Origin of the sequence: Pseudomonas sp. RIT409, assembly GCF_003052515.2 — a bacterium.
In the GTDB taxonomy this organism is placed as follows: domain Bacteria; phylum Pseudomonadota; class Gammaproteobacteria; order Pseudomonadales; family Pseudomonadaceae; genus Aquipseudomonas.
Genome location: NZ_QARE02000011.1, coordinates 97,313 through 123,973, shown reverse-complemented (window position 1 = coordinate 123,973; position 26,661 = coordinate 97,313). Strand labels below are relative to the sequence as shown.

Here is a 26,661-nt window from a genome sequence, read left to right as displayed (position 1 = left end):
TGCGGTGCGTTAATTTCAGTGACCACCGCTGCCTTGCCAGTGAATCAGAACCCCGCCGACCCCAATGCCAGCTCTTGCACCAGAAAGTCGATGAAGGCACGGGTCTTCAACGGCACTCGACGCGCCGAGGGATACACCGCGTTCACCGAAATCGCGGGCGCCTGCCATTCACACAGTACTGGCACCAGTCGGCCGTCGGCGACGGCACGCTCGATGATGAAGTTGGGCAGCAGTGCAATACCCATCCCGGACACTGCCGCTTGCGCGAGGATGTCGCCGTTGTTGGCGTGCAGCGGCCCGCTGACCGTCACCCTCTGGGTTTCCTTGCCATTGCACAGTTGCAGGCTGATGCCGCTCTGCAAGTAGCCATAGCTGAGGAATTTGTGGTTTGAGAGCTCCTTGGGCGACTGCGGTGCCCCGTGTTTGGCCAAGTACTCCGGCGAAGCCACCATGATGCGTGGCGCGGGTGCCAGCGAGCGGGCAACCATGGAAGAGTCCGGGAGGCTGGCGATGCGGATGGTCACGTCGAAGCCGCCCTTGACCGGATCGACCTGCTGGTCGCTGAGCACGACCTGCAGCTCGACATTGGGGTGCAACTCATTGAAACGGGGCAGCAGCGGGCCCAAGCGGCTCAAGCCAAATGACATCGGCGCATTGACCCTCAGCACGCCCCTGATTTCGCCCATTCCGGTCCGCGCCCGTTGTTCGGCCTCATCCAGCGATGCGATGACGTCTCGACACGCGTCGTAGTATTCGGCCCCTGCCTCGGTCAGATGCAGGCTGCGTGTGGTGCGCTGTAGCAACTGCACGCCGATGGCTTCTTCCAGGGCCTGAATCTGTTTACTGACTTTCGAGCGAGGTACGTCGAGCGCTCGGGCTGCGGCGGCGAAGCCGTTGGCCCCTACAGTGGCCACAAAAGCGCGCATGCAATCGATACGGTCCATCGGTGTCCCTGATATGGAAACAATGAGTTCCGATTCTATGGGATTGTTCCTTTATTGGCGAGTCCGTAAATTTACTCCCAAGCCAGCAAGCAACCAGCTCAACGAACAAGACCCCTGAGCTAGAGCGGCCAACCATTACTGACTCTCATCGAATCGAAAAGGAATACGCCATGTCCATCCGCGAACTGCTGAACCCAACCAACTCCGCTCTGATCCTGATTGATCACCAGCCACAGATGGCCTTCGGCGTGCAGTCGATCGATCGTCAAACGCTGAAGAACAACACCGTGGGACTGGCCAAGGCTGCCAAGATTTTCAACGTCCCCACGATCTACACGTCGGTCGAAACCCAGAGTTTCAGCGGCTACATCTGGCCGGAATTGCTGGCCGTGCATCCTGATCAGCAACCCATCGAGCGGACCTCGATGAACTCCTGGGAAGACAAGAAGCTGGTCGATGCCGTGAAGGCGACCGGCCGCAAGAAGCTGATCATCGCCGCGCTGTGGACCGAGGTCTGCCTGAACTTCCCGACGCTGGATGCACTGGCTGAGGGGTACGAGGTGTATATCGTCACCGATGCGTCGGGCGGCACTACCAAAGAAGCGCACGACATGTCCGTACAGCGCATGATTCAAGCGGGCGCTGTGCCGGTAACCTGGCAACAAGTGCTGCTCGAATTCCAGCGCGACTGGGCTCACAAGGAGACCTACGACGCGGTCATGCAACTGGTGCTGGAGCACAGCGGCGCCTACGGCATGGGTGTCGATTACGCCTACACCATGGTGCACGGCGCCCCACAGCGCAAAGTGAACTGATCACACTGGGAAAACGCAGATCCCCACACCCGACGGCGGACTTAAAACCACGCCCTCGGGTGTTTTGTGCAGGGCGCTGGACGGTCATTCTTAGTGTTGCCGAGGCTCGAGCTCACCGGAAAACAACTCATCTTCGGCATCCGGCGCAACCGGAATGGCATGTTCTTCCGAGGCCCATGCCCCCAAGTCGATCAGTTTGCAGCGGTCAGAACAGAACGGCCGGAATTTGCTCTCAGGCGTCCATTCCACCGGGGCTCCGCAGGTTGGGCAATTGACGGTCATTGGTTGGCTCATCAGCGGCCTCCACGCAAAGTTAAATAAAAGTGATGCAACCGCTCGACTTCGCTTCGCAGCCAAGCTGGGTCGCGGTCATTGACGATCACGTCGTCCGCACGGCTCAAACGTTCCTCACGACTGGCTTGGGCATTCAGGATCGCCCGGACCTGCGCTTCGTTGGTCTGGTCGCGCAACAGCGTGCGTTGGATCTGCACCGCTTCAGGCACATCGATGACCAGCACCCGCTGCACCATCTGATGTTGGGTCGTCTCCAGCAAAAGGGGGGAAACAAGAATCGCGTAAGGTGACTCAGCGCGCGCCAGATACGCCCGGATTTCCTCGCGGATCAGCGGATGCAGCAACCCTTCCAGCCAGACTCGCTGCTGCGGTTCCTGGAAAATCAGTTCGCGCAGCGCTGCGCGATCAAGCGTCCCATCGGCTTGCAGAACGCTCTGCCCAAAATGCTCCGCAATCTGTGCAAGAGCAGGGCGACCAGGTTCCACCACCCAGCGCGCCGCCTGATCGGCGTCCACCAGGTGGATACCCAGATCGACGAAACATTGCGCTGCCGCACTCTTGCCGCTGCCAATGCCGCCTGTCAGGCCGAGAATCCAGGGTTGTGCTACGGAAGAGGTCATCTGAAACCGGCGATCTGCAGATACGAAGTCGTTATTTGATCACCCCAGAGCAATGCGATCCACCCCGCAATGGCCAGATAAGGCCCGAACGGAATCGGCGTGCCGCTTTGCGCGTCGCGTAAACGCAGCAGAATCAACCCCAATACGGCCCCGACGATCGACGACAGCAGAATCGTCAGCGGTAAAATCTGCCAGCCCCCCCAGGCGCCGAGCATGGCCAGCAATTTGAAATCGCCGTAACCCATGCCTTCCTTCCCAGTGACCAGCTTGAACAGCCAGAACACACACCACAGCACCAGATAACCCGCAACGGCGCCCCACACCGCGTCGCTCAATGTCGCAAACAACCCGAAGGCGTTTACGATCAACCCCAACCACAACAGCGGCAACACGATTGCGTCCGGCAACAACTGGTGGTCGGCATCGATCAGGCTCATCGCCAATAGCCCCCAGCTCAACACCAACACCGCCCCCGCCTGCCAGCCGAAGCCGAAATGCCAGGCCACGAACGCGGACAATACCCCACACCCCAACTCAACCAGCGGATAGCGCTTGCTGATCGGCGCCTTGCAGTTCGAACACTTGCCCCGTAGCACCAGGTAACTGACGACCGGAATGTTCTCCCACGCGCGAATCCGGTGAGAACAGTGTGGGCAGCGGGAATGGGGGAGGATCAGATTGAACGTCTCGCCTTGCGGCTCAGGCGGCAGCGCCAACATTTCCCGCGCCTGAACCTTCCAGTCGCGGAGCATCATCATCGGGAGGCGGTAAACCACCACGTTGAGGAAGCTTCCGACGAGGAGGCCTAATACGAAGGTGCAAAAAACGAAGGCCAGCGGGGAGCTGGCCAGGAGGTCGGGGAGGGACATGTTAAACGACGTTTCCGAGCTGGAAGATGGGAAGGTACATCGCGATTACCAAGCCGCCCACGATGACACCGAGAACTGCCATGATCATGGGTTCCATCAGGCTGGTGAGGCTGTCGACCATGGTGTCGACTTCTTCTTCGTAGTAAGTGGCAACTTTATCAAGCATGGAATCAAGCGCGCCGGACTCTTCACCGATCGCGGTCATCTGCACCGCAAGCATAGGGAAGACACCAGTGCTGCGCATGGAGAAGTTGAGTTGCATGCCGGTGGAGACGTCTTGCTTGACCTTCTGCACCGCATTTCTGAATACGACATTGCCGGTCGCGCCTGCTACGGAATCGAGTGCGTCGACGAGAGGAACGCCGGCGGCGAAGGTCGTGGCGAGCGTTCGGGCATAGCGGGCGACCGCTGATTTATAAAGCAGCGGGCCGATGACCGGTATTTTGAGCAGCGCACGGTCAACTTGGTCGCGAAACTTAGCTGAAGTTTTGTAGGCCCGTTTGAAAGAAAAGAACGCAACGACAATCGCCAGCACAAAGATATACCAGTAGCTTTGGACTGCCTCTGACAGGCCTATCACCATGAGCGTGAATGCAGGGAGTTTTGCACCGAATCCGGCAAACACTGACTGGAATTGCGGGACGACCTTGATGAGCAAGATACCCGTGACGATGAACGCGACGATCACGACTGCGATCGGGTAGGTCATCGCTTTTTTGATTTTGGACTTCAGCGACTCTGTTTTTTCTTTGTAGGTCGCAACACGATCAAGCAAAGACTCCAAGGCACCCGCCTGCTCACCGGCGTCAACCAGATTGCAGAAGAGGTCATCGAAATAGAGGGGCTTTTGTCTTAAAGCTGTCGCAAAGCTATGACCCGCAGCGACTTCTTGCTTGATGTCATCTACCAATTTGCGCATGTTGGGATTCGCAGATCCTTCGCTGATAATGTCGAAGGACTGCAGTAAAGGGACGCCGGCTTTCATCATCGTCGCCATCTGGCGGCTGAAGAACGCGATATCCAGCGGTTTGATCTTCTTCCCCGAACCGAAGATCGACACCGATTTTTTTCTGACCTTCAGTGGGTTGATGCCTTGCTTGCGCAACTGCGCTTTGACCAAGGCGGGGTTATGACCGTTGATCTCGCCTTTTTGCTTGGCTCCCTTTCTGTCCAAACCCTCCCACACGTATACGCTGACTTTTACTGCTTTGGTCGCCATGCTTAATCCTTGGTCACCCGATTGATTTCCTCAAGGCTCGTCAAGCCTTGCATGGCCTTGAGCAGGCCAGAGGTGCGCAAGTCATTGAAGCCGTCTTTGCGCATCTGCTCGGAAATTTCGATGGAGTTGCCCTCCGCCATGATGATGCGCTCCAGGGCTGGCGTACTTTTGACCACTTCATAAATCCCTACACGGCCTTTGTAGCCCGCATTGCACTGCTCGCATCCCACTGGAGAGTAAAGCTTGAACGAGCCAATTTTCGACTCCGGGAAACCTTCGGCAACCAATGTTTCGCGGGGTATCTCGACCTCTTTTTTGCAATGGGGACATAGCTTGCGGGCGAGCCGCTGGGCGATGATCAGGTTTATTGCCGTTGCAATATTGAATGCAGCGACACCCATGTGATGCAGGCGGGTGAGGGTTTCCGCGGCGCTGTTGGTGTGCAACGTTGAAAGCACCATGTGCCCAGTTTGCGAGGCCTTGATGGCGATTTCGGCGGTCTCCAAGTCGCGAATCTCGCCCACCATGATGACATCTGGATCCTGACGCAGGAACGCACGCAGTGCCTGCGAAAAGTCCATACCCTGCCGAGGGTTAACGTTGACTTGGTTGATACCCTCAAGGTTGATCTCGACCGGATCTTCTGCTGTTGAAATGTTGATGTCCGGTGTATTGAGAATATTCAAGCCGGTGTAAAGCGACACCGTTTTGCCCGAACCTGTTGGGCCCGTGACCAAGATCATGCCTTGTGGCTTGCTCAGTGCGTCCAGATACAAGGCTTTCTGTTCCGGCTCGTAACCCAACGCGTCAATGCCCATCTGGGCGCTGGTCGGGTCCAGGATCCGCATGACGATCTTTTCGCCCCAGAGCGTGGGAAGCGTGTTGATCCGGAAATCAATTGCGCGATTCTTGGATATCCGCAATTTGATACGGCCATCCTGTGGTTTACGCCGTTCGGAAATGTCGAGGCCAGCCATCACTTTCAGGCGAGCAGCGATACGGCCTGCTAGTTGAGTCGGAGGCTTGGCGACCTCATGAAGAATGCCATCGGTGCGCAGACGAACACGGAAAACCTTTTCGTAAGGTTCAAAATGTAAGTCAGATGACCCCAAGCGAATGGCGTCCATCAACATCTTGTTGACGAAGCGAACGACAGGCGCGTCGTCAGCGTCCTGGCCGCCAATCGATGCCTCTTTGCTTTCGTCTACGGTTTCAATTTCCAGCCCTAGATCAACATCCGCCAGGTCGCCCATGCCTGTATGGGAATCGAAGAGTCTGTCGATTGCCAGCGTAAGTTTATCGTCCTCAACCAAGATCGCTTCAGTATTGAGTCCGGTACTGAACTGGATGTCAGTGATGGCTTGATGATTCGTGGGATCCGATATTCCTATGAATAATTTGTTACCCCGACGCCACAAGGGTAGCGCGGAGTGCTGGCGGACCAGCTTTTCGCTAACCAGCCCCTTCGGTTGGCCGTCTTTGTCCAGAGTGTTGAGGTCGAGAAAGGGCAGTCCAAATTGCTCAGACGCCAGTTCCGCGAGGGTTAAGCTTTTGACTAGCTTGCTCTGCACCAAATAGCTGACCAAAGAGATCTTTTCGCTCCGAGCCCGTTGAAGGGCCTGCTGAGCATTTTTTTCGTTCAAGAGTTCGGCCACTACCAGTTGCTTGGCCAAACCTGTGAGCACGACATCATTCATCGAAACCACCAAACACGGACAGTGGTTGGTTTATAGCGCAGTCGAGCTTTGCTGCCAATTAAACGGAGCAAGGGCTGACAATATTTGTCACTTTTTGATCAAAATTGTAGGTGTTTCGTCGTGCCACCGAACCCCAGTTCACAGAACATTCCTCATTTAGAGTTGGCATGAGATATGCGTGGTTGGAACCGTGCAAGACCAAAAAACTGACGATTGGAGAAGTACGTTATGCAGTCACAAAAAGGTTTCACTCTTATTGAGTTGATGATCGTAGTTGCGATCATTGGTATCCTCGCTGCTGTCGCGATTCCTGCCTATCAGAACTACACACTGCGCGCCCAAGCTAGCTCCCTATTGGCGAGTCTTGATTCAGCCAAGGTTGCAGTTGCGGAAAACTGGAGCCAAGGCCTGACCGGAACGTCTCTTTGCAACGCTTCACCAACTGGTACGATCGCGAACTGTACTGGCAGCGGCACTCTCACCGCCTCCCGCACAAACCCAACGGTCAGCGTGACGTTAGTCCCTAGTACTGCTAACGCCTCTGTGACCGGCGGGAACATCTCTTGGACTTGTACGGTGAGTCCTGCTACTGCGAACCCAGGCAGCGCTTGTACTGGCTCTTAACAATCATCGTTCAAAAAAGGCGCACATGTGCGCCTTTTTTAATATCCTAATAGGGCGTCCTCTAGTTGATTGCGAGTTTTCGTTTAGAAAGCGGATATTGGGCTGTTATTGGGCTTCTTCTATTGATGCCTATTACCGTCCCGTATTTTTATGGTCATGATTGGCAGCGGTTAGTTCAGGTTGTTATCGCGGTTATAAGCTTGATCGCTATAATTATTCAGCGGAAAACTTCGGTAGAGGGGGCGCCACAAGCGTTCGATTCAGTAAGTATTCTATTTGCGGTACTTTTGTGTTTGGCTCTGTCTTCATGTTTGCTCGCGGATCAGCCATATTGGGCTTTTTGTGAAGTGTCGCTGATGATTGGGTGTTGCACTATTGCTTATTGTGTGGCGCATTCAAGATTACAAGTTGGTCGTTCAATAGATAATTTTCTGATTGCAGTCGTGTTGATTTCTTGTTGTGCCAAAACCCTGCAATTTATCGTGTCGGTACTGGCCGGTTACACCAGTTCGGCCCAGACTCTAGACCTAGATTTGCTGCTTGAAGGATTTTCCAATCGCCGTTTTTATGGCCAGTTTCAGACCCTTACTTTGCCGCTTTTGGCGTGGCCGCTCATTCTCTCCGACGTAAAGCGCCCTGTCATAAAATGGATTTTCGTATTGCTTGTCTGCTGGTGGGTTATCGCAATTGTGGGGGGGACGCGTGGTACTTGGCTAGGCATGGCAGTCGCCGCTATTTTTGTAGGTTGTTTGGGTAAAGCTGGCCGACGATGGGCTTTGTGGCAACTAGGTGCAATGCTTTCAGGTTTGGGCTTGTATTACATTGTTTTCGTCTTGATGACCGATGCTGCCGGCATATCACTTGTGAACACTGCGGGCGGTCGCCTAACTACTTCCCTTTCTGCTAGGGACATTATCTGGCATCAAGCGTGGGAAATGATTAAGGCGCGACCTTTACTAGGTTTCGGTCCGATGCATTTTTCCAATATCCCTAACCCCATTGCCGCACATCCGCATCAAATATTTCTGCAGTGGGCTAGTGAATGGGGAATCCCGTCTACACTGCTAGTGGGGTTTTTAATGCTTCGAGGAATGCGCTCGGTCTTATGGAAAATAAGAGCTGATCGCGCATCGGATGATCCTCTCAATCTTCTGCGGATATGTTTATTCGCCAGTTTAGTCGGCTCCCTTACCCAGGGGATGGTGGATGGGGTGATTGTCATGCCCTATTCGCAACTGTGGCTAGCAATTGTAACCGGGTGGCTTATGGGAATTCACAGGATTAGCAGTGACCACCGACCTAGTAATGGTCGGTTGCGGCAGCTTGGGCTCGCTGCGGCATTTCTTGCTGTTGGATTTCTTGGCTATGTGACGGTTCACGACTTCCCGACTCTTCGGTTGCGTAACGAGCAATATGCACATGACTTTGGTGGGAATTTCCAACCCCGGTTCTGGATGCAAGGCGTCATCGCGTCCAAGCCTCAGTAAAGCTTGCCGCCAATGGAGTGTCCTGATAGCTTCCATCACCATGCCGAAATAGCTCAGTCGGTAGAGCAGCGCACTCGTAACGCGAAGGTCGCAGGTTCGATTCCTGTTTTCGGCACCATTTCCCACCGGCGCGATGGATGGCAACTCTCAGCTTGGAAAGGGTGAGGTCCTCGCGTTTGCTCACCAAGGTTGCGCGACTTTTCTCAGCCGTCAAAAAGAAGGTCGAGTGGATTTTTTCTATAGGTTAACGTTTCTGCCATCGTTGAATTGTGTAAAAAACCTCCCTGGATTTCTCACCTGTCAGGTCCGATGCTAATGGAACTGGTGCAGCGCCAGATGCTGCTCAAGCGTCTTACGCCATTGATGATGCAGTGGGGCGTGACGGCGTATTCTGCGGCAGTTTCTTTAGGGCTTTCTGTGCTGTTCGCAAGGAGCATGGGGTCAAGCGCCTTCGGTCATTACACCTACATTTACGTGCTGGCGAGCGTCCTCGTGCTGGCCCAGGATGCCGGGTTTAATACGCTTCTGCTTCGCGAGCGGGCTGCACCTTCTGCAAGTCTGCGATCTCATTGCAGCCAGCTTCCTACTGTCGCGGTGTTGCACCTACTCGTTACCACGGGCCTGTTCATCGTCTTCGCAGGTGTCTGTTCCAAGTGGATCGACGCTCCATCGCTGATGTCCGGTATCGTATGCTTCGCCGCGATTATGCTGATGCAGTGGCAGTCATCATGGTTGAAAGGGTCGGGAAAATTTGAGCGCGATGCCGTATTTCTTTTCTGCAGTCGTACTGTCAGCGCAATATTTGTTTTGGTTGCGGTACTAACGATCGGCCCTTCTCCATCTGTGATATTCCTTGCATGGAGCGCAGGCTTGCTACTGTCGTTGGCGCTGCATTACAGGCACTTCCCGACGCTAGCAGCCATCGAGTGGCAATTCCCAACGTGGGCCTATCGCAGCTCGCTGACCTTTTTTGCAGTTGGTCTCGCCTCTACCCTCTATCATCAAATAGACATCATCATTTTGAGAAACCTGCTGGGGGAAATTCCGGCCATCGGTCACTATGCAGTCGCTACGCGTATCCACGACGGATTGATGTTGCTCGCGACACCCGTTGTATTGATGTTGTTTCGACGCATGAGAGTATTGGCTATGCAGCCAGGAGCGGGTAACCGTTTTAGCCGAAACGCCGTAATTGGCGCCTTGCTCATCGGGACCTGTCTGGCGGTGGTTGGCTGGATCTTTGGACCTTGGATTGTCGGAATACTTTTTGGGAATGTCTATGCCGAAGGCGCCCATAAGTTAATTCAGTTGTTGTTCCTCGCGTTGGTCTTCGCGTTGCCGAATTTTGTCTTGGAGCAGAATGCGATTGCTACGCAGAATGAGCGGCTACTTGCCTTTGGCTTCTTGTTAGCTGTTGCGATTAACGTGGCTCTGAATTTTTATCTGATCCCTACCATTGGGGTCGAAGGGGCGGCGTGGGCAACAATTTTAACTGAAGTGGTCCTTTGCGCGATCTTGACCCATGGGCTAAGACGTGAAGTGTTTTCTTGAAGCGCTTTGAGCAGAAGTGGGGCGTCATGGCAGGGCTCAAATCCCAGTCTGATTAGCGCAGCGCACTCGTAACGCGAAGGTCGCAGGTTCGATTCCTGTTTTCGGCACCAAACAAAAAGCCCGGTCCTCAGAACCGGGCTTTTTCTATTCGGCTGGCCCGACCGAAAAGCAGGGCGGGCTAAGCGGTCACATGGACCAGTCATCCACGACTTTGTTCTTGTCGAACCAAACCGACAGGCTATCGCTGTGGTGTTCGGTGTCGCCAGAAATTTTGCCCGAAGCGGTATTGGCGGCATTCGATGCGTTATTGGCGTGGTTTGTCATGCTCAGGGCGCTGGAAACGGCGCTGGCCCCTGGGATATAGCCAACCAGGTTGGCGGCGTCGCTAAGGTTACCGTTTTTGTTGTATCGCCAGTTCACATGGCCGCTTGAGGTGGTGAACTGCGAATCAGGCACGCCATAAATCGCCTGAACTTCGCTCTGCGTCGTTTTGTGAGGAATGATGTGGTTCTTGACGTAGGTGGCGCTGAACTTGTCTTCGCCTCCCATGGTGCTGCAACCGGCGAGGAGCGTCACGGCGAGCAGGCAGAGGAGTGTTCTTTTCATGGCTGTTTCCCTACAAAGAGTAAAGTTTTCAAGCGCGTTGCATGGAGCAAACGGCTTAGCGCTCGCGAGTGTAGCGCCTGTAAGAAAAATCTTACAAACGCACAAATGAGCACTGCGTCACATTTTCAGTCTGGCTGCGGAGCATTTGGTCGTCAGAAAAGTCTGCAGGCGGAACTTTCCGAGTAAGGCCCACAACTAGCCTCAATTTCAAACGCTCAACCGCATCGACAAGTCCACGGCTTTCACATCTTTGGTCAGCGTGCCGATCGAGATGTAGTCCACGCCCGTTTCGGCGATGGGGCGCAAGGTTGCGTCGGTAACGCCGCCGCTGGCTTCGAGCTTGGCGCGGCCGGCGGTGAGGCGGACGGCTTCGCGCATGTCGTCAAGGCTGAGTTCGTCGAGCATGATGATGTCGGCGCCCCCGTCGAGGGCCTGTTTGAGTTCGCTGAGGCTCTCGACTTCCACTTCGACCAGTTTGCCAGGGGCGATTTTGTGCGCCGCGGTGATGGCCTCGGCGATGCCGCCGCAGGCTGCGATGTGGTTTTCTTTGATGAGGAACGCGTCATACAAGCCGATGCGATGGTTGTGACAGCCGCCGCAGGTCACGGCGTATTTCTGAGCCAAGCGCAGGCCGGGGAGGGTCTTGCGGGTGTCGAGCAGCTTCACCTGGGTATCGGCGACCTTGTCGGCATAGTGCTGCGAGCGAGTGGCCACGCCAGAGAGCATTTGCAGGAAGTTGAGGGCGCTGCGCTCGCCTGTGAGCAATGAACGGGCAGGGCCTTCGAGGTGGAACAGCGCCTGATTGGGGGTGACCCGGTCGCCGTCGGCGACTTGCCAATGCACGGCCACGCGCGGGTCCAATTGCCGGAACACGCTGTCGACCCACGCGCTGCCAGCGATCACCGCTGCATCGCGTGAGATGACGGTGGCCTTGGCCAATCGCTCGGCAGGGATCAATTGCGCGGTGATGTCACCGCTGCCCACGTCCTCCAGCAATGCACGGCGTACATTGGCTTCGATTTCAGCGGTCAGGGCGGCAAGACGTAGGTTCGGCATATCGGACTCCACTTACTAAGTGCTCGGAGTATAAGGCAGTCGTCGGCGCCAACCCACTGCGCCTTTTCCTACAAACGTGGCTCATGCTGCACTTGGTCGGTTTTTTCACCGCTCATGCGACAGATCGCATTTTTCGCGGTCTACCGCTGCACGTGCCGCTGCGCCCACCTCTATTATTTCAATCAGGGCGAAGAGTCCGCTGGCGAGCGGACGGGATTTACAAGATACTGCGCCTTGTATTTGACGTCATAGCCTTGACGTTATCGCCGTATACCCCAGGGACAAAACTTCAAAATCCGGTCGAACCCAGGCTCCGCCTGCGTTTGGATGAAGCTGTGGCTGTTGTGTGTGGGTTGGAGAGAGGAGTCCTTGATGCAGAACGACAGTAAAGTGGTGCCTTTGAGCAAGTCGGGGCCGGAGCAACCGGGGTCCTCGCCTGTCGCTCGGCTGCCTGTCGTATTGCTCCAGGTGCGCGACAAGGCTGCGCAGCAACTCAAGGAAAGCCTGCTGACCCTCTTCGATAACGCCGACGACACCCTGTTCGAGATGGCTGACCGCGCGCATAACAACGCCGAGCAAAACGTGTTCTTTGAAGCCATGCGCGACCTGCGCTTGAAGCGAAAGAGCATCGAGCGCAATTTCCTGGACAAATTCTTCGAGGCTTTCCTGCGCCTCGGGCAATACGAAATCGCCGAACCCATCCTTCCCGAACCCGTTTCCTTCGACAAGCTCTCGCTGGTTCACAATGACGACCTCGAACGCACCGTGGCCGTGGACAGCATGGTGACCAAGGTCATGAACCGCGACGGTGTGGCCCTCGGCCAATTGACCGCGCGCTTCAATCAACTGGTTCCCCAAGCGTTGACTGACGAAACCAACCCGCTGGGTCCTACGCTGCTGTGCGATTTCTTTCTGCAGGCGGGGCACAACCTGGGCGTGGAGATCAAGGTGAAGCTGATCATCCTCAAGCTGTTCGAGAAGTACGCGCTGTCCAACGCCGACCAGTTGTACGAAGAGGCCAACCTGCTGCTGATCGCTGCGGGTGTCTTGCCCGACCTCAAAGTGCTGCCGTCGCGCCGTTCGACCGACCGCCCCGGCACGGCATCGACTGAAGCCCAGCGTGCGGAGAATGCCGCGCTGGTGCAGGCCGCCGAGAAGCTCGACAAGAGCGTGCAGGAAGTGTTTTCGGCGATGCAGGAATTGCTGGTCTATGTGCGCGGCAACCTGGCGCCGCGGCCAGAGGGCGTGACCGATGCCCGCCCGATCTCCAGCCAGGATCTGCTGCGCCTGCTGTCTCACTTGCAGCAGTACGTCCCGCGCGCCGAGACGCCAGAAGACTTTGATTTACGTGTGCAGCTCGAGCAGCTCATCAGCCGCGTCAGCGCCCGCAGTGGGAAATTTCGCACCGTCGGCACCATGGATGAGGACGTCATCAACCTGATTTCGATGCTCTTCGAATTCATCCTCGACGACCGCAACTTACCCGGGTCACTGCGCGCATTGATCGGCCGGTTGCAGATTCCGATGCTCAAAGTGGCCGTCATCGACAAGAGCTTTTTCAGCCGCAGTAGCCATCCGGCGCGTCGCCTGCTCAACGAGATTGCTGCAGCGGCGCTGGGGTGGGGCGGTCGCGATGACAGTCAGCGTGATTCGCTCTACACCCGTATCGACCAGATCGTACAGCGGCTGCTGCATGATTTCGTCGATGACCCAGCGATCTTCACCGAGCTGTTGGTGGATTTTCTGGCGTTCACCGGCGAAGAACGTCGTCGAAGCGAACTGCTGGAGCAGCGCACCCGCGACGCCGAACAAGGCCGGGCCTTGGCCGAACTGGCACGGCAGTGCGTGCAGCAGGCGTTAAACGACCGCCTGCGTGGCAAGACCTTGCCCGAAGTCGTGGTTCGCCTCCTCCAAGAGGCGTGGAGCAAGGTGTTGCTGTTGACCTGCCTCAAGCACGGCGAGCAATCCAATGAGTGGAAAGCCGGCCTTCAAGCGATGGACGACCTGATCTGGAGCGTCGAGCCCCATGACGAACCCGAGGCGCGTCAGCGCTTGCTGGAGTTGGTGCCTGGCTTGCTCAAATCGCTGCGCGACGGATTGAGCAGCGCGGCGTTCGACCCGTTCGCCACTAGCGAGTTTTTCAGCCAACTCGAGGCGCTGCATGTGCAGGCCTTCAACCACGTCGCACGCGCTCCGGATGAGCAAGCACCAGCAGCCGATGAAGCGGTGGAAGGCCCAGCCATGACCGCGGTGGTCGAGGAGATCGTGCTGGTGGCGCCGGGTGAGCAGATGTTCAGCGAACCTAGCCCGCACTTGCCCGAGAACGATGAAAGCCTGGTTCAGGTCGACAAGCTGCGCCTGGGCAACTGGGTCGAGATTCAGGAGGACGAGAATCATAAGCTGCGTTGCAAACTGGCCGCGATCGTCGAGCCAAGCGGGCGTTATGTGTTCGTCAACCGGACCGGCATGAAAGTGCTGGAAAAAACCCGTATGGGCCTGGCGGTCGAATTCCGGCGCGGGACGATTCGCGTGCTGGATGATTCGCTGTTGTTCGATCGGGCGTTGGAATCGGTATTGGGTAACCTGCGCAAGCTCAAAGGGTAAGGCGGGCCGTCTAGCCCAGGCAGCCGGGCGGGTTATTGCGTTGCCCGTACTTCGAAGGGGTCTTGATGGGGAAGGTGCCGTCCTGATTCGGATTAATGCCCCGCTCGTGTCCCATCGCGGGCATACTTCGCGGATTGATTCCGATCCAAGGACCCTCCATGCAACTGGACCCCGCCTCGGGCTGGTGCCACGGCGCGCACCATTGTCCCTCACCGAATTTCAATGCCCGCCCAGAGGCAGAAATCTCGCTGCTGGTGATTCACAACATCAGCCTGCCCCCGGCGCAGTTCAAGACCGGCAAAGTGCAGCAATTCTTTCAGAACCGTCTGGACGTCACAGAGCATTCCTATTTTGAAGGCATCGCCGAATTGCGCGTTTCAGCGCATTTCTTGATAGAACGCGACGGCGAACTGACGCAGTTCGTCTCTTGCCTGGACCGTGCCTGGCACGCTGGGGTTTCACTGTTCGAAGGCCGAGAGGCATGCAATGATTTTTCACTCGGCATCGAGCTGGAAGGCACCGACGACCAGCCTTTCACCGATGCGCAATATGACACGTTGATCACGCTGACCCGACAGTTGCAGTCAGCCTGGCCTTCCATTACCACGCACCGTATTTGCGGACACAGCGACATCGCACCGGGGCGCAAGACCGATCCGGGGCCATGCTTTGACTGGGTACGTTTTCGTTCAGCGTTGGCGGTTTGATTTCTGGAGTGGGTAATGAGTTTTCTGGTGTTGTTGTTGGCGGTTTGGATCGAGAAATTTTCCGCATTGCGCCATCGCGTGCAGCGGGACGGCGCTTGGCTGGCGCAACTGAGTCGCCTCGAATCGAACCCGCGCACGGCCAGGCATCCTTGGTGGATTTTGACGCTGACGGTGCTCCTGCCAGTGCTGATACTGGCCTTGGTGTTGGTGATCGTCGGGTCGGTGGCTTACGGCTGGCTAGCGCTTCCGATTCATCTCTGGGCGTTGGTCTACAGCCTTGGGCGCGGCGATATCAAAGCCAACCTGGGGTCGTTTCGCGACGCCTGCCGCCGTGGGGATCAGGAGGCAGCCGTGCTGGTCGCCGAACGCGATCTGGGCGTGCGGGCCGAGAATGAAGAGCAGTTGCTGGGCGGCGCGCAGACCTACTTGCTGTGGCAGGTGTATCAGGGGTTCTTTGCGGTGATCTTCTGGTATTTCCTGCTCGGGCCTGTGGCTGCGGTGGCTTACCGTCTGCTCGCGTTGGCCTCGGAGCGGGGCAAGACGCCCGCATTGGTCGAGCGCGCGACTCAATTGCGCCATGCCTTTGACTGGGTGCCCGTGCGTCTGCTCGCCGCCAGCTTCGCCTTGGTGGGCAACTTCGTGGCGGTCAGCCGCGTGATGCTCACCGAGTTGTTGAACTGGAACATCAGCGCCTCGGCCTTGATCACTCGTGCAGGGTGCGTCGCCGGTGAGGTGCCCGCGCCGGTGGTGGGCGCCGAGGGCGTGAACAGCCTCAATGTGCTCTGGGAGTTGCTGATCCGCTCGGCGATCGTGTGGTACGTCGGGTTTGCTTTGGTGACGTTGCTGGTTTGATCGTTCGTGCATCAGGCACCACAGCGGCGTGTGGGGCAGCGCGTTCGAGACGGCAACCGCCGGCAGAAGCGCGTCCTCGCCGTCACACTTCTACTGGAACAGGCTCACCCACGCTGTGCCCACGGGCGTTGTCTTTGACCCTCTGGACTTCAATGCCCCTCCAATTACAGCCGCCCCCTAGCTAAACAAGTAGAGCCATTAAATCTGGCACTTCGCTATTTATTTATAAAGTATGACTTTCTTGCCAAGCGGCGATCCTTTGCTATAGCTAAAAGCCTCTCACTTCATCCCATGAGGCAACGGAATGTCAGTCGCGAAGAAAATGAGCGTGGGACAACTGACAATGTTGACGGCCGTCAACATGTTGGGCTCCGGTATTGTGTTATTGCCTACCAAACTCGCCGAAGTCGGCGGTATTTCCATTCTTTCCTGGTTGATTACCGCCACCGGCTCATTGGCATTGGCCTATGCCTTTGCGCGATGCGGAATGCTCAGCCGAAAGACCGGCGGGATGGGGGGATACGCCGAATACACGTTCGGTAAATCCGGCAATTACATCACCAACTACACCTATGGTCTCTCGTTATTGATTGCCAACGTGGCGATCAGTATTACGGCCGTGGGATATATCCAAACCTTGTTCGATATCAAACTTGGCGCATTGCAGGTGGGGCTGGCCACCATCGCGCTGTTGTGGATTACCACGTTTGCCAACTTTGGCGGTGCGCGAATTACCGGGAAGATTGGCGCTGTGACGGTATGGGGGGTAATTGCTCCTGTCGTGTTGGTATCGACCATCGGCTGGTTCTGGTTCGACAGCAGCGTGTACGCCGCTGGCTGGAACCCCCATGACATGCCGTGGTACGACGCGGCGGGGGCTTCGGTGGCGATCACGCTGTGGGCATTTCTCGGGTTGGAATCGGCGTGCGCCAACGGCGACGCGGTGGAGAACCCCGAGAAGAACGTGCCGATCGCGGTGCTCGGCGGCACATTGGGGGCGGCGGTCATCTACATCGTGTCGACCAACGTCATTGCCGGGATCGTCGACAACGCCGAGCTCGTGGCGTCCACCGCGCCGTTCGGCCTGGTCTTCGCCAAAATGTTCAGCCCCATGATCGGCAGCCTGGTCATGGGCCTCATGGTGCTGGCGTGCATCGGTTCCCTGTTGGGTTGGCAGTTCACCGTGGCGCAGGTGTTCAAAAGCTCGGCAGACACCGGGTACTTCCTGCCCGTCTTCGCCAAGGCCAACAAACATGGCGTGCCGATCATCAGCATGCTGATTCTGCTCGCGATGCAGACAGCCATGGCGTTGTTGACCATCAGCCCCGACCTTGCCAAACAGTTCGACACCCTGGTGAACCTCGCCGTGGTCACCAACCTGGTGCCTTACATCCTCTCCATGGCGACCCTGATGACCCTGCAAAAAGTATCGAACGTTCCGCCAGACAAGGCACTCATTACCAATATCGTGGCGTGGATCGCCGCCGCCTATAGCTACTTGGCCCTCTACAGCTCGGGTGCAAAAGCGCTGATGCTGGGTGGCGTGGCCACCATCGTTGGCTACACGCTTTTTGGCTTTGTGAATACGCGTTTGATCAAGCTGGAGGCACTCAACAACAGCGTGCCGACCCAGACCGTTTCAGCGCAACACATCGTCGGTGAACCTATCCCTGTGAACGATCTGCCTGTCAAAAACGTGCGTCAGGCCACCCTGGAGACTCAACCATGACGGAATACAGACACCTGCTCGGCATGCTGGCACTGCTGGTCAGCAAACAGCCGGACAAGCGCAGCGTGTTCGGTAGGGCGTTGATTCAACTGATCGCCGACGTCGAAGAGCGCTCCATCAGCGTGTTGACATCCGAGAGCCTGAGCGACGCCAAGTCCATTCTAAGTACCGACCCGGCGATCCAGTGTGTGCTGCTCAGTTGGGAAATGGACGACAGCGCGGACCACCAGGAATGCATCGACCTGCTGACCGCGCTGCGTGAGCGCAATACCCGGGTGCCCGTGTTTTTGATCAGTGATCGCAGCACCGCGTCCAGTGTCCCGCTGATCGTCATGCAGCACGCCGACGATTTCATCTGGTTGCCCGAGGACACCAGCCGCTTCCTCAGTGGGCGGATCCTGGCGGCCATCGAGCGTTACCGCCAAGCCGTCTTGCCGCCGATGTTCGGCGCTTTGCTCAAGTTCGCGCGCAGCTATGAATATTCGTGGCACACGCCGGGGCATGCGGGCGGCACGGCGTTTCTGAAAAGCACGGCAGGGCGCGCGTTCTATGAGTTCTTCGGAGAAAACCTGCTGCGCTCCGATCTGTCGATTTCGGTGGGTGAGCTCGGTTCGCTGCTGGACCACAGCGGGCCGATCGGGCAAGGCGAGCGCTACGCGGCGAAGGTGTTCGGGGCTCATCGCACGTATTACGTGACCAATGGATCATCGATGTCGAACCGGGTGATTCTGATGGCCAGCGTGACCCGCGACCAGATCGCCCTGTGCGACCGGAACTGCCACAAATCCGCCGAGCATGCGATGACGCTGTCGGGCGCCATTCCCACCTACCTCGTACCGACCCGCAACCGCTACGGCATCATTGGCCCGATCCTGCCCCAGACCTTGAGCGCCGAGGGCGTGAAGGCGGCCATCGCTAATAACCCGTTGGTCAAAAGCCACATCGACCCCACGCCGGTGCATGCCATCGTCACCAACTCGACCTACGACGGCCTGACGTACAACGTTACCCGCGTAGAGGAATTACTGGGCCAGAGTGTCGATCGCCTGCATTTCGATGAAGCCTGGTATGGCTACGCCCGGTTCAATCCGCTGTACAAGGACCGGTTCGCGATGCACGGCAGCCCGGACGATCACGATGCTTCCAAGCCTACCGTGTTCGCCACGCAATCGACCCATAAGCTGCTGGCGGCGTTGTCTCAGGCCTCGATGATCCATGTGCGCAACGGCCGCAACCCGATTCCCCACGGGCGCTTCAACGAGTCATTCATGATGCACGCCTCGACCTCGCCGAACTACGCGATCATGGCGTCGTGCGACGTCAGCTCGGCGATGATGGAAGCGCCCAGTGGGCACATCCTGACCAATGAATCCATCGAAGAAGCCATCGCCTTTCGCCAAGTCATCTCACGGATGCAGAGCGACATGCTCGGCCATGACGACTGGTTTTTCGCCTGCTGGCAGCCGCCCACGGTGCCTGTGGGCGCGACGTCGATTCCCTTCCATGAAGTGGACCCGATCAAGCTCAAATCCGACCCCAATTGCTGGGTGTTGCACCCGAACGAGGTCTGGCACGGCTTCGGCGACATCGAAGACGGCTACTGCATGCTCGACCCGATCAAGGTGTCGATCCTCAGCCCGGGGATGGGGGACGACGGCAAGCTGCTCGACTTTGGCATCCCGGCTTGCGTGCTCAGCGCATACCTGGGGCGGCAAGGCATCGTGGTCGAGAAAACCACCGACTTCACCATCCTCTTCCTGTTTTCGATCGGCATCACCAAGGGCAAATGGGGCACCTTGGTCAATGCGCTACTGGACTTCAAGCGCGACTACGACACCAACCTCGAACTGGAGCTGTGCCTGCCCGATTTGCTGACCGCCAATCAGCAGCGTTACGCGGGGATGGGATTGAAGGATCTGGCGCAAGAGATCTTCGCTGCAATGAAGGAAACCCGAACCACCGCGGCCATGGCGCAGGCGTTCGGCACATTGCCCAAGGCTGAGTTCAGCCCGGTCGAAGCCTATGAAAAGCTGGTCAAGAACGAGGTCGAGTCGGTCACGCTGGAAGAGGCCGCCGGGCGGATTGCGGCCACCGGGATCGTGCCTTATCCACCGGGAATTCCGCTGCTCATGCCGGGGGAAAATGCAGGGCCTGCGGATGGGCCGTTGCTCGCTTACCTGAAAGCGTTGGAAAGCTTCGACCGGTCCTTCCCGGGGTTCACCCACGACACCCACGGGATCGAAAACGACGCCGGGGTGTATCGCTTGCTGGTATTGAAATGACGCAGCGTCTGCTCGCGGAAGGTGGGCTCGTCTGGACGTAACGAGCGTGGAGCGCAGCGCCCCCCGAGGCATGTGGGAGTATCCGATTCGGGGGCGCCGTTCCTTCAGTTACTTTGGATCTTCTGCAATGCCTGTTGCGTCAGCGCCACGCACTCGCGCGCGCCATCATCGTTGTGGCGGGCCAGCGCTGATTCAGCGCGATGGACGGTGGTGTCGACGTCGCTTCTTACGGCATCACTAAGGTCGGGTTTCGCGACTTTCGCATCCCGGACTTTGCTCAAATTCATCTGGCACTGGCTGTTGTCGTCGTTGGCGGACGCCAAAAAGGGGAGGGCGAAGGCGGTCAGGAGCAGGCCGGTGAGCAGCGCGTGTTTCATGGTGTTTTCCGCAGAAGGTCAGTGAGGGGTTCGCGCTCTGAGCGAACCTGCTGCATGAGACAGCGGATCACGAATTTCTGCCAGATCCCCGCGCTGATTAAACGGCAACGCCAACGCCTTTCCCGCTGAGTGGCAAGACGCTGCGCTCCATTAATCCGCTACCCGACGACCCTGACGTACGCCCCATGCCATTCATGGGGGAGTGCCACTGATCGACGAAGGCTGTTTCAACTCAAGGGCTTGAATCAAACAGCCCGCGACTGCCCCAAAGGACGCGCTTTGCGGGCGGGTCGCGTGGCTTCGACTTCCAGAAGGTGCGTGGCCAACACATCAGTCAAGAAACGGAACTGATCGTTGAACCCCACCACTTCATTGCTGAAGTGATTTTCCGCTGCAGGCATCATGAAGGCATCGAAACGTTTGTCTTCAATCAGGCTGTGGCGGTTTTTGCGTACGACGACATGTTGTGAGTAATAGTTATTACCAAATTTGGGAAAACTAACGTGCAGGGTGACGTCTCGGGTCATGTCGAGTGCTCCGCATCATCGGAAAGTTGAAAGCGACTATCTGCTGATAAGTGTCAGCTACTTGAACTTGATTAAGTTCGAGCCATAACACGATTGGGCTGTTCGTCCGCCGTGACAGGCACGGGTTCCAGCGCGAACAGTTTGAGGGCAACGACGTAGCTGGTGAGCGCTGCGAGCGTCAAGCAAGTCAAAAGATGAATAACCATTTTCCTGCCCTCGTTCGTGTTTGGGTGTGAGGCCATGTTACGCCCATGAAAAATGAGCGGAAGGCAATAACAGGAATGTTGGCTATCGATACGAATGATGGTGGGTCAAGGAACTCCCTCGACCCACCCGTCAGCGGAGTCACACATCGCTAAAAGGGAAACCGATCAGGCGCGAATGGATTCGCCGTAGCGGTAGGTCGCCAGGCACGCCAGCGCCAACCCGCTGAGCGCCACCAGGCCGCCCACCAGCCCGATATTGGCGATGCCCAGCTGGCTGATGACCATGCTCCCGAGCAAGGCGCCGCCGCCGATGCCGATGTTGTAGATCCCCGAATGCAGCGACATCGCCACGTCCGTGGCGTCCGGGGCCATAGCCAGTACCTTGGCCTGCATCACCAGCCCGAAACACATGATCGCCATGCCCCAGACGATGCTCAATGTCGCGACCCACGAGGCCTGGCTCGAGAGTGGCAGCAACAGCACGAGACACAAGGCCAGAGCGCCGATCGCGGTAATCAACAACCCTCGTGGATAGCGGTTGTTGTAGCGGCTGAACACGATGGACCCCAGGATGCCCGAGCCACCGAACAGCAACAGGATCAGGGTGATCATGTCGCCGCTCATCCTCCCCACAGCCTGTGCGAACGGTTCGATGTAGCTGTAGGCCGTGAATTGCGCGGTGATCATTAAGGCCGTCAGGACGTAGAGCGAGACCAACGCCGGACGCTTGAACAGAATCGGCAAGCTGCGCAGCGAGCCCGAGTTCTGGCTCGGCAACAGCGGCAGCGACTTCATCAGGACCAGCACAGCCAGCGTTGCAGTCACAGCGATCGCCAGGAACGTCATCCGCCAGCCCAGCGCCTCGCCCAGCACACGGCCGAGCGGGATGCCCAGCACCATGGCCAGCGAAGTTCCGGTAGCGAGCAGGCCAAGCGCCTGGACCTGTTTGCCCGCAGGCGCGACCCGCACGGCCAGCGACGCGGTGATCGACCAGAACACCGCATGGGCCAAGGCAATCCCGACGCGGCTGACCAGCAACATGGCGAAGCTCGACGCCAGGCTCGACATCACATGGCTGGCGATGAACAGCAGAAACACGAACGTCAGCAACTTGCGCCGTTCAATGTTGCGCGTCATCAGCATCATGGGCAGCGACGTCAGCGACACGATCCAGGCGTAGACAGTCAACATCAGGCCGACCTGCGCGGTCGTCATGTCAAAGCTGTGACCGATGGCACTCAACAGCCCCACCGGCACGAATTCCGTGGTATTGAAAATGAAGGCCGCAAGGGCCAGCGCGATCACGCTGAGCCAACTTCCTGTGCGAGCATCGGTGGTGTTCATTAAAGCGTGCCAGCCTCGAGTTGAAATCGGATTCAAGGGAGCGCCAAGCCCCATACAGACAAAATGCCGACAAGCCAAAACACCGCGCGAGGCTCAACGCCTGTGCGGTGCAATGCAGTCAGCAAACTATTATGAGTATGGGAAGGGGCGACCCGGATGAGGGGGAGTCTACGCGCTTGTTAACGTTGTCACAATGCGGGGGGTGTGCGTCAAAAAGGCTCATGCCTTGATTCGGCATGTGCAATTCCCCTGGGCTTTCTTAGGAAGAAATGAACGGGCAAGCAGAGCGCTGTGTCCAGCGTGCAGCGTGCAGCGTGCTTTTACGCTTGATTCGACAACGAAAAGCCAGCTTGGGCTGAGGCGCTAGGCGCCGATAGTAACCCTAACACTGCCCAGGGACGGCACTGCTCAACTGCGTAGTCTGCGAAGCCGCTTGCTTGTCAGGGCGAGAGGCGGTCGTTTACACCTGCGCTCTAAGCATATCCTTCAACTGTGCAATGCTCAGGGTCACATCCCGTTTGCGATGAACCACCGCATGGCAGTTAGCGCACAGTGTCACGAGATCGTCTCAGGATTAACCGCTTTTTCTCCACCAAAAGCAGATAGCGATACCATGTGATGGATGTGGATACAGCCCTTCGCGTAATTTCCGTACGTTTTTTCAAAATCAAATCCGCATGCAATGCATTTCAGCCCATGTATTGCAATGGCTTGCAGCCTCAAATCTTTCCGGCGCTCGTAGCGGGTTCCAAAGTAGCTGGTCTTGCTCCGGTTTTGAGCCGCCGCGTATTGTCGTAGAGGTCAAACATCGAAGTGCCAGAATGGGAAGTAACGAAATCCGTAGCTTTCTGGGCGGTAGGCACAAGGATGATCGCGGGCTGTATGTCAGTACCGGCGGGTTCACTAAAGAGGCGTTTTATGAGGGGGGAGGGCGAACGTCCATCTGACGATGTGGACGCTGGATGAGCTGGCTCGGGCGCTGATGGCGCATTATCCGGCCACAGATACGGAAACGAAACGGTTGGTTCCGGTGCGCTATTTTTACGTGCCTGCTTAAGGCGATCTGTGGCGGTGGGCGAGCCCGAGTGGGAGCGCCGTAGACAATATCGCTGAAAAACCGCCGCACCTCTTGCCAAATCCCAGACACAAAAAAAGACGCCCATGGACGTCTTTGTTTGATCATTTGGTGGAGCCGGGGGGATTTGAAATATATTCATAACATATTGTTTTAATTAGATTTACTTATATTTTTATCCTCAAGTGTCCCCATAAGTGCCCCCATGCACGTATTTCCGATGAGCGGCTGTTTGAGGAGTTGAAGTGGCATCCTGATTTATCGTTCTGCGACCGAGTGAGGCCAGTCAGCAACCGGCGAGCATCCAATGTAATCGGTCGTGTACAACATAACTTCGGTTATCTGGCAGCGAGGGTTTGGACCCAGGCCAGAGCGGGTTCTGGATAGATATCAGGTCGCGCAGTTGGGTTTTTTCCGCGTTAGCGCACCATGGGCTCATCTAGGACGATTTGAGCTGAGGTGCGGTATGCGACACTCGATGGTTACCTGTCACAACTGTGGCAAAGCGATGGTTCCGAGAGCGACATATAGCCGTGGTTTCTGGGGCTATTCGCCTTCCTCGAATCACTGTCCCTTTTGCCTTAGTGAGAACTGGCATGGAGGAAATCCAAGGTTAGGGGCTCGGCTGTTCGCTTTGGTTGGCCTGGCTCTTGGTGTTCTGGCCTGCGTGTTGGTGGGAGCTCTTCTGTTCAAGGTGCAGTGGTGGTTAGGCGTCGAGGGACAGTGGCCTCTATTGACGCTGGGCACATGTGCTTAGGCGGCAATCGGCCATAAGCGGAGCTTAAACAATAATCAGCTGGATCAACCTCATGGGCGCTTAGCCTCCCAAGGCTTGAACCTATCCTCATCACGACGCCAGACAGTGGCTGATCGCGGCAGAATGAGCAGAGACAATACATAGTCATACTGATCAGATGAGATCTTCATCTCTCGGAGAGAGGTGCCAGCTTCGGCATGTGGAAACCAGATCTTGGCTGGCAATTCGATTCCTCTACGTTCGTGCTTGACGCCTGCTGCAACCGCAATGGAACCAGCTGGAACCTCGACCGTTTGCTTGCGTGTAGCGAAGAAAACACCTGCGCGTTTCGCCTGCTTACTCGGGAACGCCCACTGCATGAACCCTTCGCGAGAAAGAATCAACACCGCGTTTTCTTCTGTGTAGTTGAGCCACTTCAGAACAGCAGCTGTAAGCGAGACGCCATAACGCTCGGCACAGTGGCCGAGCACATCCAGGTCAACAGTGGTCGTGACCTGAGCCCTAAAGTCATCCAGCGGCATGAGTAGGAAGGAAGCGAAGAGATCGGCTTGCGCCTCAATGGTTTTGTCTTCCCACTCAAGCATGTCATCGCTGCTGCACTGAAAGGCCGACCGTTCCTGACGATGCAGAATGTAGTGTCCTAACTCATGAGCTTGAGTGAAACGGATCCGACCTGGCGAGGCCATTGCGCTGTTGTACAGCAGCATCCATTTCTTTCGCTCATCGTCTGGGAACAGCGCGCCATCAAAGCTCTTAATGTCAACGGGGGTGACTTCAGTGATTGGGTCCGACCAGCCAAAAATGTTCGCTGCTTCTTTGGCCAGCATAGGCACATCCACTGGAAACCTACCACCGTGCACGCTTCCAACCACTTCCATGATTTTGGACAGCCGATTTGCGGCTTTCTGAGGTGTCCATACCTGCTTGTCGGCCATTAGCTTCCCTTTTTAAAGGTTTCCAAAATCTTCCGAAGTTGCTCCTTGGCGTCCGGCTCCAGGTTCTTGTACCCGCGAAAGAACGCGTCGTCGAGATGGCGTTCCTCAGGTGCTCGTACGTCTTCTTCAAAAAAGTACTGGGTCGCTACGCCCAGTACGTCAGCCAGAGCAGTGAGCTTCTCCGCTGATGGCCGTTGAGATTCACGGTTTTCCAGTTCCCAGAGATAACTTTTACTCAGACCTGCCATGTCTGAAAGCTTCTCCAAGGTAAGTCCGCGCTGCTTGCGCAGCTCGCGGAGCTTCTCACCGAGACGGGTCGCCACGATCTCGCTCCTTTCAGTTGGTGATTGAAAAATTGTACCACTATTCCGAACAAAGCGTTTGACTTTGCCGAAATTCGGAGTAGCGTAAGTATAAAGTTCGCTATACCGAACTTTTTGTTTGGGCTAGCGATGTGCGCTGTCTGGCGTGATCGCTCTGGCTCAGTTTGCTACGCATCCCCAGGGGGAATGGCATGTCCAGAGAGCACGTTGACCATCGTGACATCGCACGGTTTGCAGAGGAAAAGGTGAACCTGCCCAAAGAGAAGGCTATTGCGTACCGAGAGCAGGCCGGGCGCTTACAGGAAAAACTGGAGCGCTATCTCTCCGATCATCCTGACTTTTCACTACGGCGAATGCTCGTTTCCGGCAGTCTGGCGAAAGGCACCTCACTGCGCTCGCTCAGCGATATCGATGTGGCCGTCTACATAAGCGGATCAGACGCGCCACACGACACAAAAGCTTTGATTGATTACCTGGCCGAAAAGTTGCGCAAGGCCTTCCCGAATTTCAGTCCAGAGCAAGTCGTGCCTCAAACCTACTCCGTGACGGTGTCGTTCCGGGGATCAGGTCTGGATGTCGATATCGTACCTGTCCTTTATAGCGGTCTTCCCCAGTGGCGAGGCAACCTAATCAGCCAGGAAGACGGATCGTTCTTGGAAACAAGCATCCCGCTGCATCTGGAGTTCGCGAAAGCCCGTAAACGTGCTCAGCCGACCCACTATGCGCAAGTAGTGAGGCTCGTGAAGTACTGGGCAGCCCTGATGAAGCGTGAGCGGGATGGCTTCCGCTTCAAGTCGTTCATGATCGAAATGATCATGTCGAAGCTATGTGACGACGGGGTCGATTTCTCTGACTACCCCGAAGCTCTTCAGAGCTTCTTCACCTACATCGCCCGCTCCGAGTTGCGCGAGAAAATCTTCTTCACAGACAACTATTCGGCATCGCAGGTCGGCATGTTCACCGACCCCTTGCAGATCATCGACTCAGTTAACCCTACCAATAATGTCGCTCGGCTTTATACGAAGCAGAACGTAGATGCGATCATCGAGGCCGCACTGGATGCAGGTGATGCGATTGATGCGGCGCTTTTCGCGCCAAACAAGCAGCTCACTGTCGGTTATTGGCAGAAAGTCTTCGGATCAACCTTCCAGGTTTGAGGTA

23 protein-coding genes, 1 tRNA gene and 2 pseudogenes are annotated in these 26,661 nt (G+C 56.7%); 12 read left to right on the top strand and 14 right to left on the bottom strand.

What is annotated here, in order from left to right:
- Positions 1-44 precede the first annotated feature (44 nt).
- A complete protein-coding gene (locus DBP26_RS15515; protein ID WP_108237889.1) occupies positions 45-944 on the bottom strand; it encodes a LysR family transcriptional regulator in 900 nt (299 codons plus the stop codon).
- Positions 945-1,114: 170 nt separating this feature from the next.
- Between DBP26_RS15515 and DBP26_RS15510 the strand changes: the two genes are divergently transcribed.
- Positions 1,115-1,759, top strand: coding sequence for a hydrolase (locus DBP26_RS15510; protein ID WP_108237890.1), 645 nt, complete (start codon positions 1,115-1,117; stop codon positions 1,757-1,759).
- 90 nt (positions 1,760-1,849) lie between these two features.
- On the opposite strand, the gene yacG is transcribed toward DBP26_RS15510, so the two are convergent.
- From yacG to pilB, 5 genes are read right to left on the bottom strand one after another with little or no spacing between them, the layout of a single operon-like run.
- Entirely contained in the window at positions 1,850-2,053 is a 204-nt protein-coding gene (yacG, locus tag DBP26_RS15505) for a DNA gyrase inhibitor YacG (RefSeq protein ID WP_108237891.1), read from the bottom strand.
- Positions 2,053-2,673, bottom strand: coding sequence for a dephospho-CoA kinase (gene coaE / locus DBP26_RS15500; RefSeq protein ID WP_108237892.1), 621 nt, complete (start codon positions 2,671-2,673; stop codon positions 2,053-2,055). Before coaE ends, yacG begins: the two co-directional genes overlap by 1 nt.
- A complete protein-coding gene (locus tag DBP26_RS15495; protein WP_108237893.1) occupies positions 2,670-3,542 on the bottom strand; it encodes an A24 family peptidase in 873 nt (290 codons plus the stop codon). Before DBP26_RS15495 ends, coaE begins: the two co-directional genes overlap by 4 nt.
- A 1-nt stretch (position 3,543) precedes the next feature.
- Complete coding sequence (locus DBP26_RS15490) at positions 3,544-4,761, bottom strand: type II secretion system F family protein (protein ID WP_108237894.1); 1,218 nt, start codon at positions 4,759-4,761, stop codon at positions 3,544-3,546.
- A 2-nt stretch (positions 4,762-4,763) separates the two neighbouring features.
- Entirely contained in the window at positions 4,764-6,458 is a 1,695-nt protein-coding gene (gene pilB, locus DBP26_RS15485; RefSeq protein WP_108237895.1) for a type IV-A pilus assembly ATPase PilB, read from the bottom strand.
- Positions 6,459-6,686: 228 nt separating this feature from the next.
- Between pilB and DBP26_RS15480 the strand changes: the two genes are divergently transcribed.
- From DBP26_RS15480 to DBP26_RS15465, 4 genes are all read left to right on the top strand, one after another.
- Positions 6,687-7,082: a pilin gene (locus DBP26_RS15480; protein ID WP_108237896.1), complete on the top strand. Its 396-nt coding sequence runs from the start codon at positions 6,687-6,689 to the stop codon at positions 7,080-7,082.
- A 65-nt stretch (positions 7,083-7,147) separates the two neighbouring features.
- Positions 7,148-8,569, top strand: coding sequence for an O-antigen ligase family protein (locus DBP26_RS15475; protein ID WP_256601371.1), 1,422 nt, complete (start codon positions 7,148-7,150; stop codon positions 8,567-8,569).
- Between the two features lie 42 nt (positions 8,570-8,611).
- Positions 8,612-8,687, top strand: a tRNA-Thr gene (locus DBP26_RS15470).
- Between the two features lie 197 nt (positions 8,688-8,884).
- A complete protein-coding gene (locus tag DBP26_RS15465) occupies positions 8,885-10,120 on the top strand; it encodes a polysaccharide biosynthesis C-terminal domain-containing protein (protein WP_158541427.1) in 1,236 nt (411 codons plus the stop codon).
- Positions 10,121-10,306: 186 nt separating this feature from the next.
- On the opposite strand, the gene DBP26_RS15460 is transcribed toward DBP26_RS15465, so the two are convergent.
- Both DBP26_RS15460 and nadC read right to left on the bottom strand, forming a co-directional pair.
- Complete coding sequence (locus DBP26_RS15460; protein ID WP_108237899.1) at positions 10,307-10,726, bottom strand: hypothetical protein; 420 nt, start codon at positions 10,724-10,726, stop codon at positions 10,307-10,309.
- A gap of 207 nt (positions 10,727-10,933) precedes the next feature.
- Positions 10,934-11,782: a carboxylating nicotinate-nucleotide diphosphorylase gene (gene nadC / locus DBP26_RS15455; RefSeq protein ID WP_108237900.1), complete on the bottom strand. Its 849-nt coding sequence runs from the start codon at positions 11,780-11,782 to the stop codon at positions 10,934-10,936.
- 372 nt (positions 11,783-12,154) lie between these two features.
- Here nadC and DBP26_RS15450 point away from each other — a divergent pair, with 372 nt between their 5' ends.
- The 5 genes from DBP26_RS15450 (at position 12,155) to DBP26_RS15430 (ending at position 19,956) form a co-directional block, all read left to right on the top strand.
- Positions 12,155-14,386, top strand: a complete 2,232-nt coding sequence (locus DBP26_RS15450; RefSeq protein ID WP_108237901.1) for a DUF1631 domain-containing protein — start codon at positions 12,155-12,157, stop codon at positions 14,384-14,386.
- Between the two features lie 158 nt (positions 14,387-14,544).
- Entirely contained in the window at positions 14,545-15,093 is a 549-nt protein-coding gene (gene ampD / locus DBP26_RS15445; protein ID WP_108237902.1) for a 1,6-anhydro-N-acetylmuramyl-L-alanine amidase AmpD, read from the top strand.
- Between the two features lie 15 nt (positions 15,094-15,108).
- Entirely contained in the window at positions 15,109-15,945 is an 837-nt protein-coding gene (ampE, locus tag DBP26_RS15440) for a regulatory signaling modulator protein AmpE (RefSeq protein WP_108237903.1), read from the top strand.
- Positions 15,946-16,249: 304 nt separating this feature from the next.
- Complete coding sequence (potE, locus tag DBP26_RS15435; RefSeq protein ID WP_108237904.1) at positions 16,250-17,674, top strand: putrescine-ornithine antiporter; 1,425 nt, start codon at positions 16,250-16,252, stop codon at positions 17,672-17,674.
- Entirely contained in the window at positions 17,671-19,956 is a 2,286-nt protein-coding gene (locus tag DBP26_RS15430; RefSeq protein WP_108237905.1) for an Orn/Lys/Arg decarboxylase N-terminal domain-containing protein, read from the top strand. Before potE ends, DBP26_RS15430 begins: the two co-directional genes overlap by 4 nt.
- Before the next feature lie 104 nt (positions 19,957-20,060).
- Here the strand turns inward: DBP26_RS15430 and DBP26_RS15425 are convergent, their stop codons facing one another.
- The 4 genes and pseudogenes from DBP26_RS15425 to DBP26_RS27350 form a co-directional block, all read right to left on the bottom strand.
- Positions 20,061-20,333, bottom strand: coding sequence for a hypothetical protein (locus DBP26_RS15425; RefSeq protein ID WP_108237906.1), 273 nt, complete (start codon positions 20,331-20,333; stop codon positions 20,061-20,063).
- Between the two features lie 245 nt (positions 20,334-20,578).
- The gene (locus DBP26_RS15420; RefSeq protein ID WP_108237907.1) at positions 20,579-20,860 is read right to left on the bottom strand and encodes a hypothetical protein; all 282 of its coding nucleotides are present in this window, start codon (positions 20,858-20,860) and stop codon (positions 20,579-20,581) included.
- A 371-nt stretch (positions 20,861-21,231) separates the two neighbouring features.
- A complete protein-coding gene (locus DBP26_RS15415) occupies positions 21,232-22,410 on the bottom strand; it encodes a sugar transporter (RefSeq protein WP_108237908.1) in 1,179 nt (392 codons plus the stop codon).
- A 460-nt stretch (positions 22,411-22,870) separates the two neighbouring features.
- Positions 22,871-23,178: pseudogene (locus DBP26_RS27350) on the bottom strand (HNH endonuclease); the annotation flags it as partial.
- Positions 23,179-23,180: 2 nt separating this feature from the next.
- Between DBP26_RS27350 and DBP26_RS27500 the strand changes: the two are divergent.
- Positions 23,181-23,467: pseudogene (locus DBP26_RS27500) on the top strand (restriction endonuclease); the annotation flags it as partial.
- A gap of 825 nt (positions 23,468-24,292) precedes the next feature.
- Here the strand turns inward: DBP26_RS27500 and DBP26_RS15400 are convergent.
- Both DBP26_RS15400 and DBP26_RS15395 read right to left on the bottom strand, forming a co-directional pair.
- Complete coding sequence (locus DBP26_RS15400; protein WP_108237909.1) at positions 24,293-25,177, bottom strand: ImmA/IrrE family metallo-endopeptidase; 885 nt, start codon at positions 25,175-25,177, stop codon at positions 24,293-24,295.
- Positions 25,177-25,500, bottom strand: coding sequence for a helix-turn-helix transcriptional regulator (locus DBP26_RS15395; protein WP_108237910.1), 324 nt, complete (start codon positions 25,498-25,500; stop codon positions 25,177-25,179). The genes DBP26_RS15400 and DBP26_RS15395 overlap by 1 nt, the downstream gene beginning before the upstream one ends.
- Before the next feature lie 191 nt (positions 25,501-25,691).
- Here DBP26_RS15395 and DBP26_RS15390 point away from each other — a divergent pair, with 191 nt between their 5' ends.
- Positions 25,692-26,657, top strand: coding sequence for a CBASS oligonucleotide cyclase (locus DBP26_RS15390; RefSeq protein ID WP_108237911.1), 966 nt, complete (start codon positions 25,692-25,694; stop codon positions 26,655-26,657).
- The last annotated feature ends 4 nt before the right edge of the window (positions 26,658-26,661 follow it).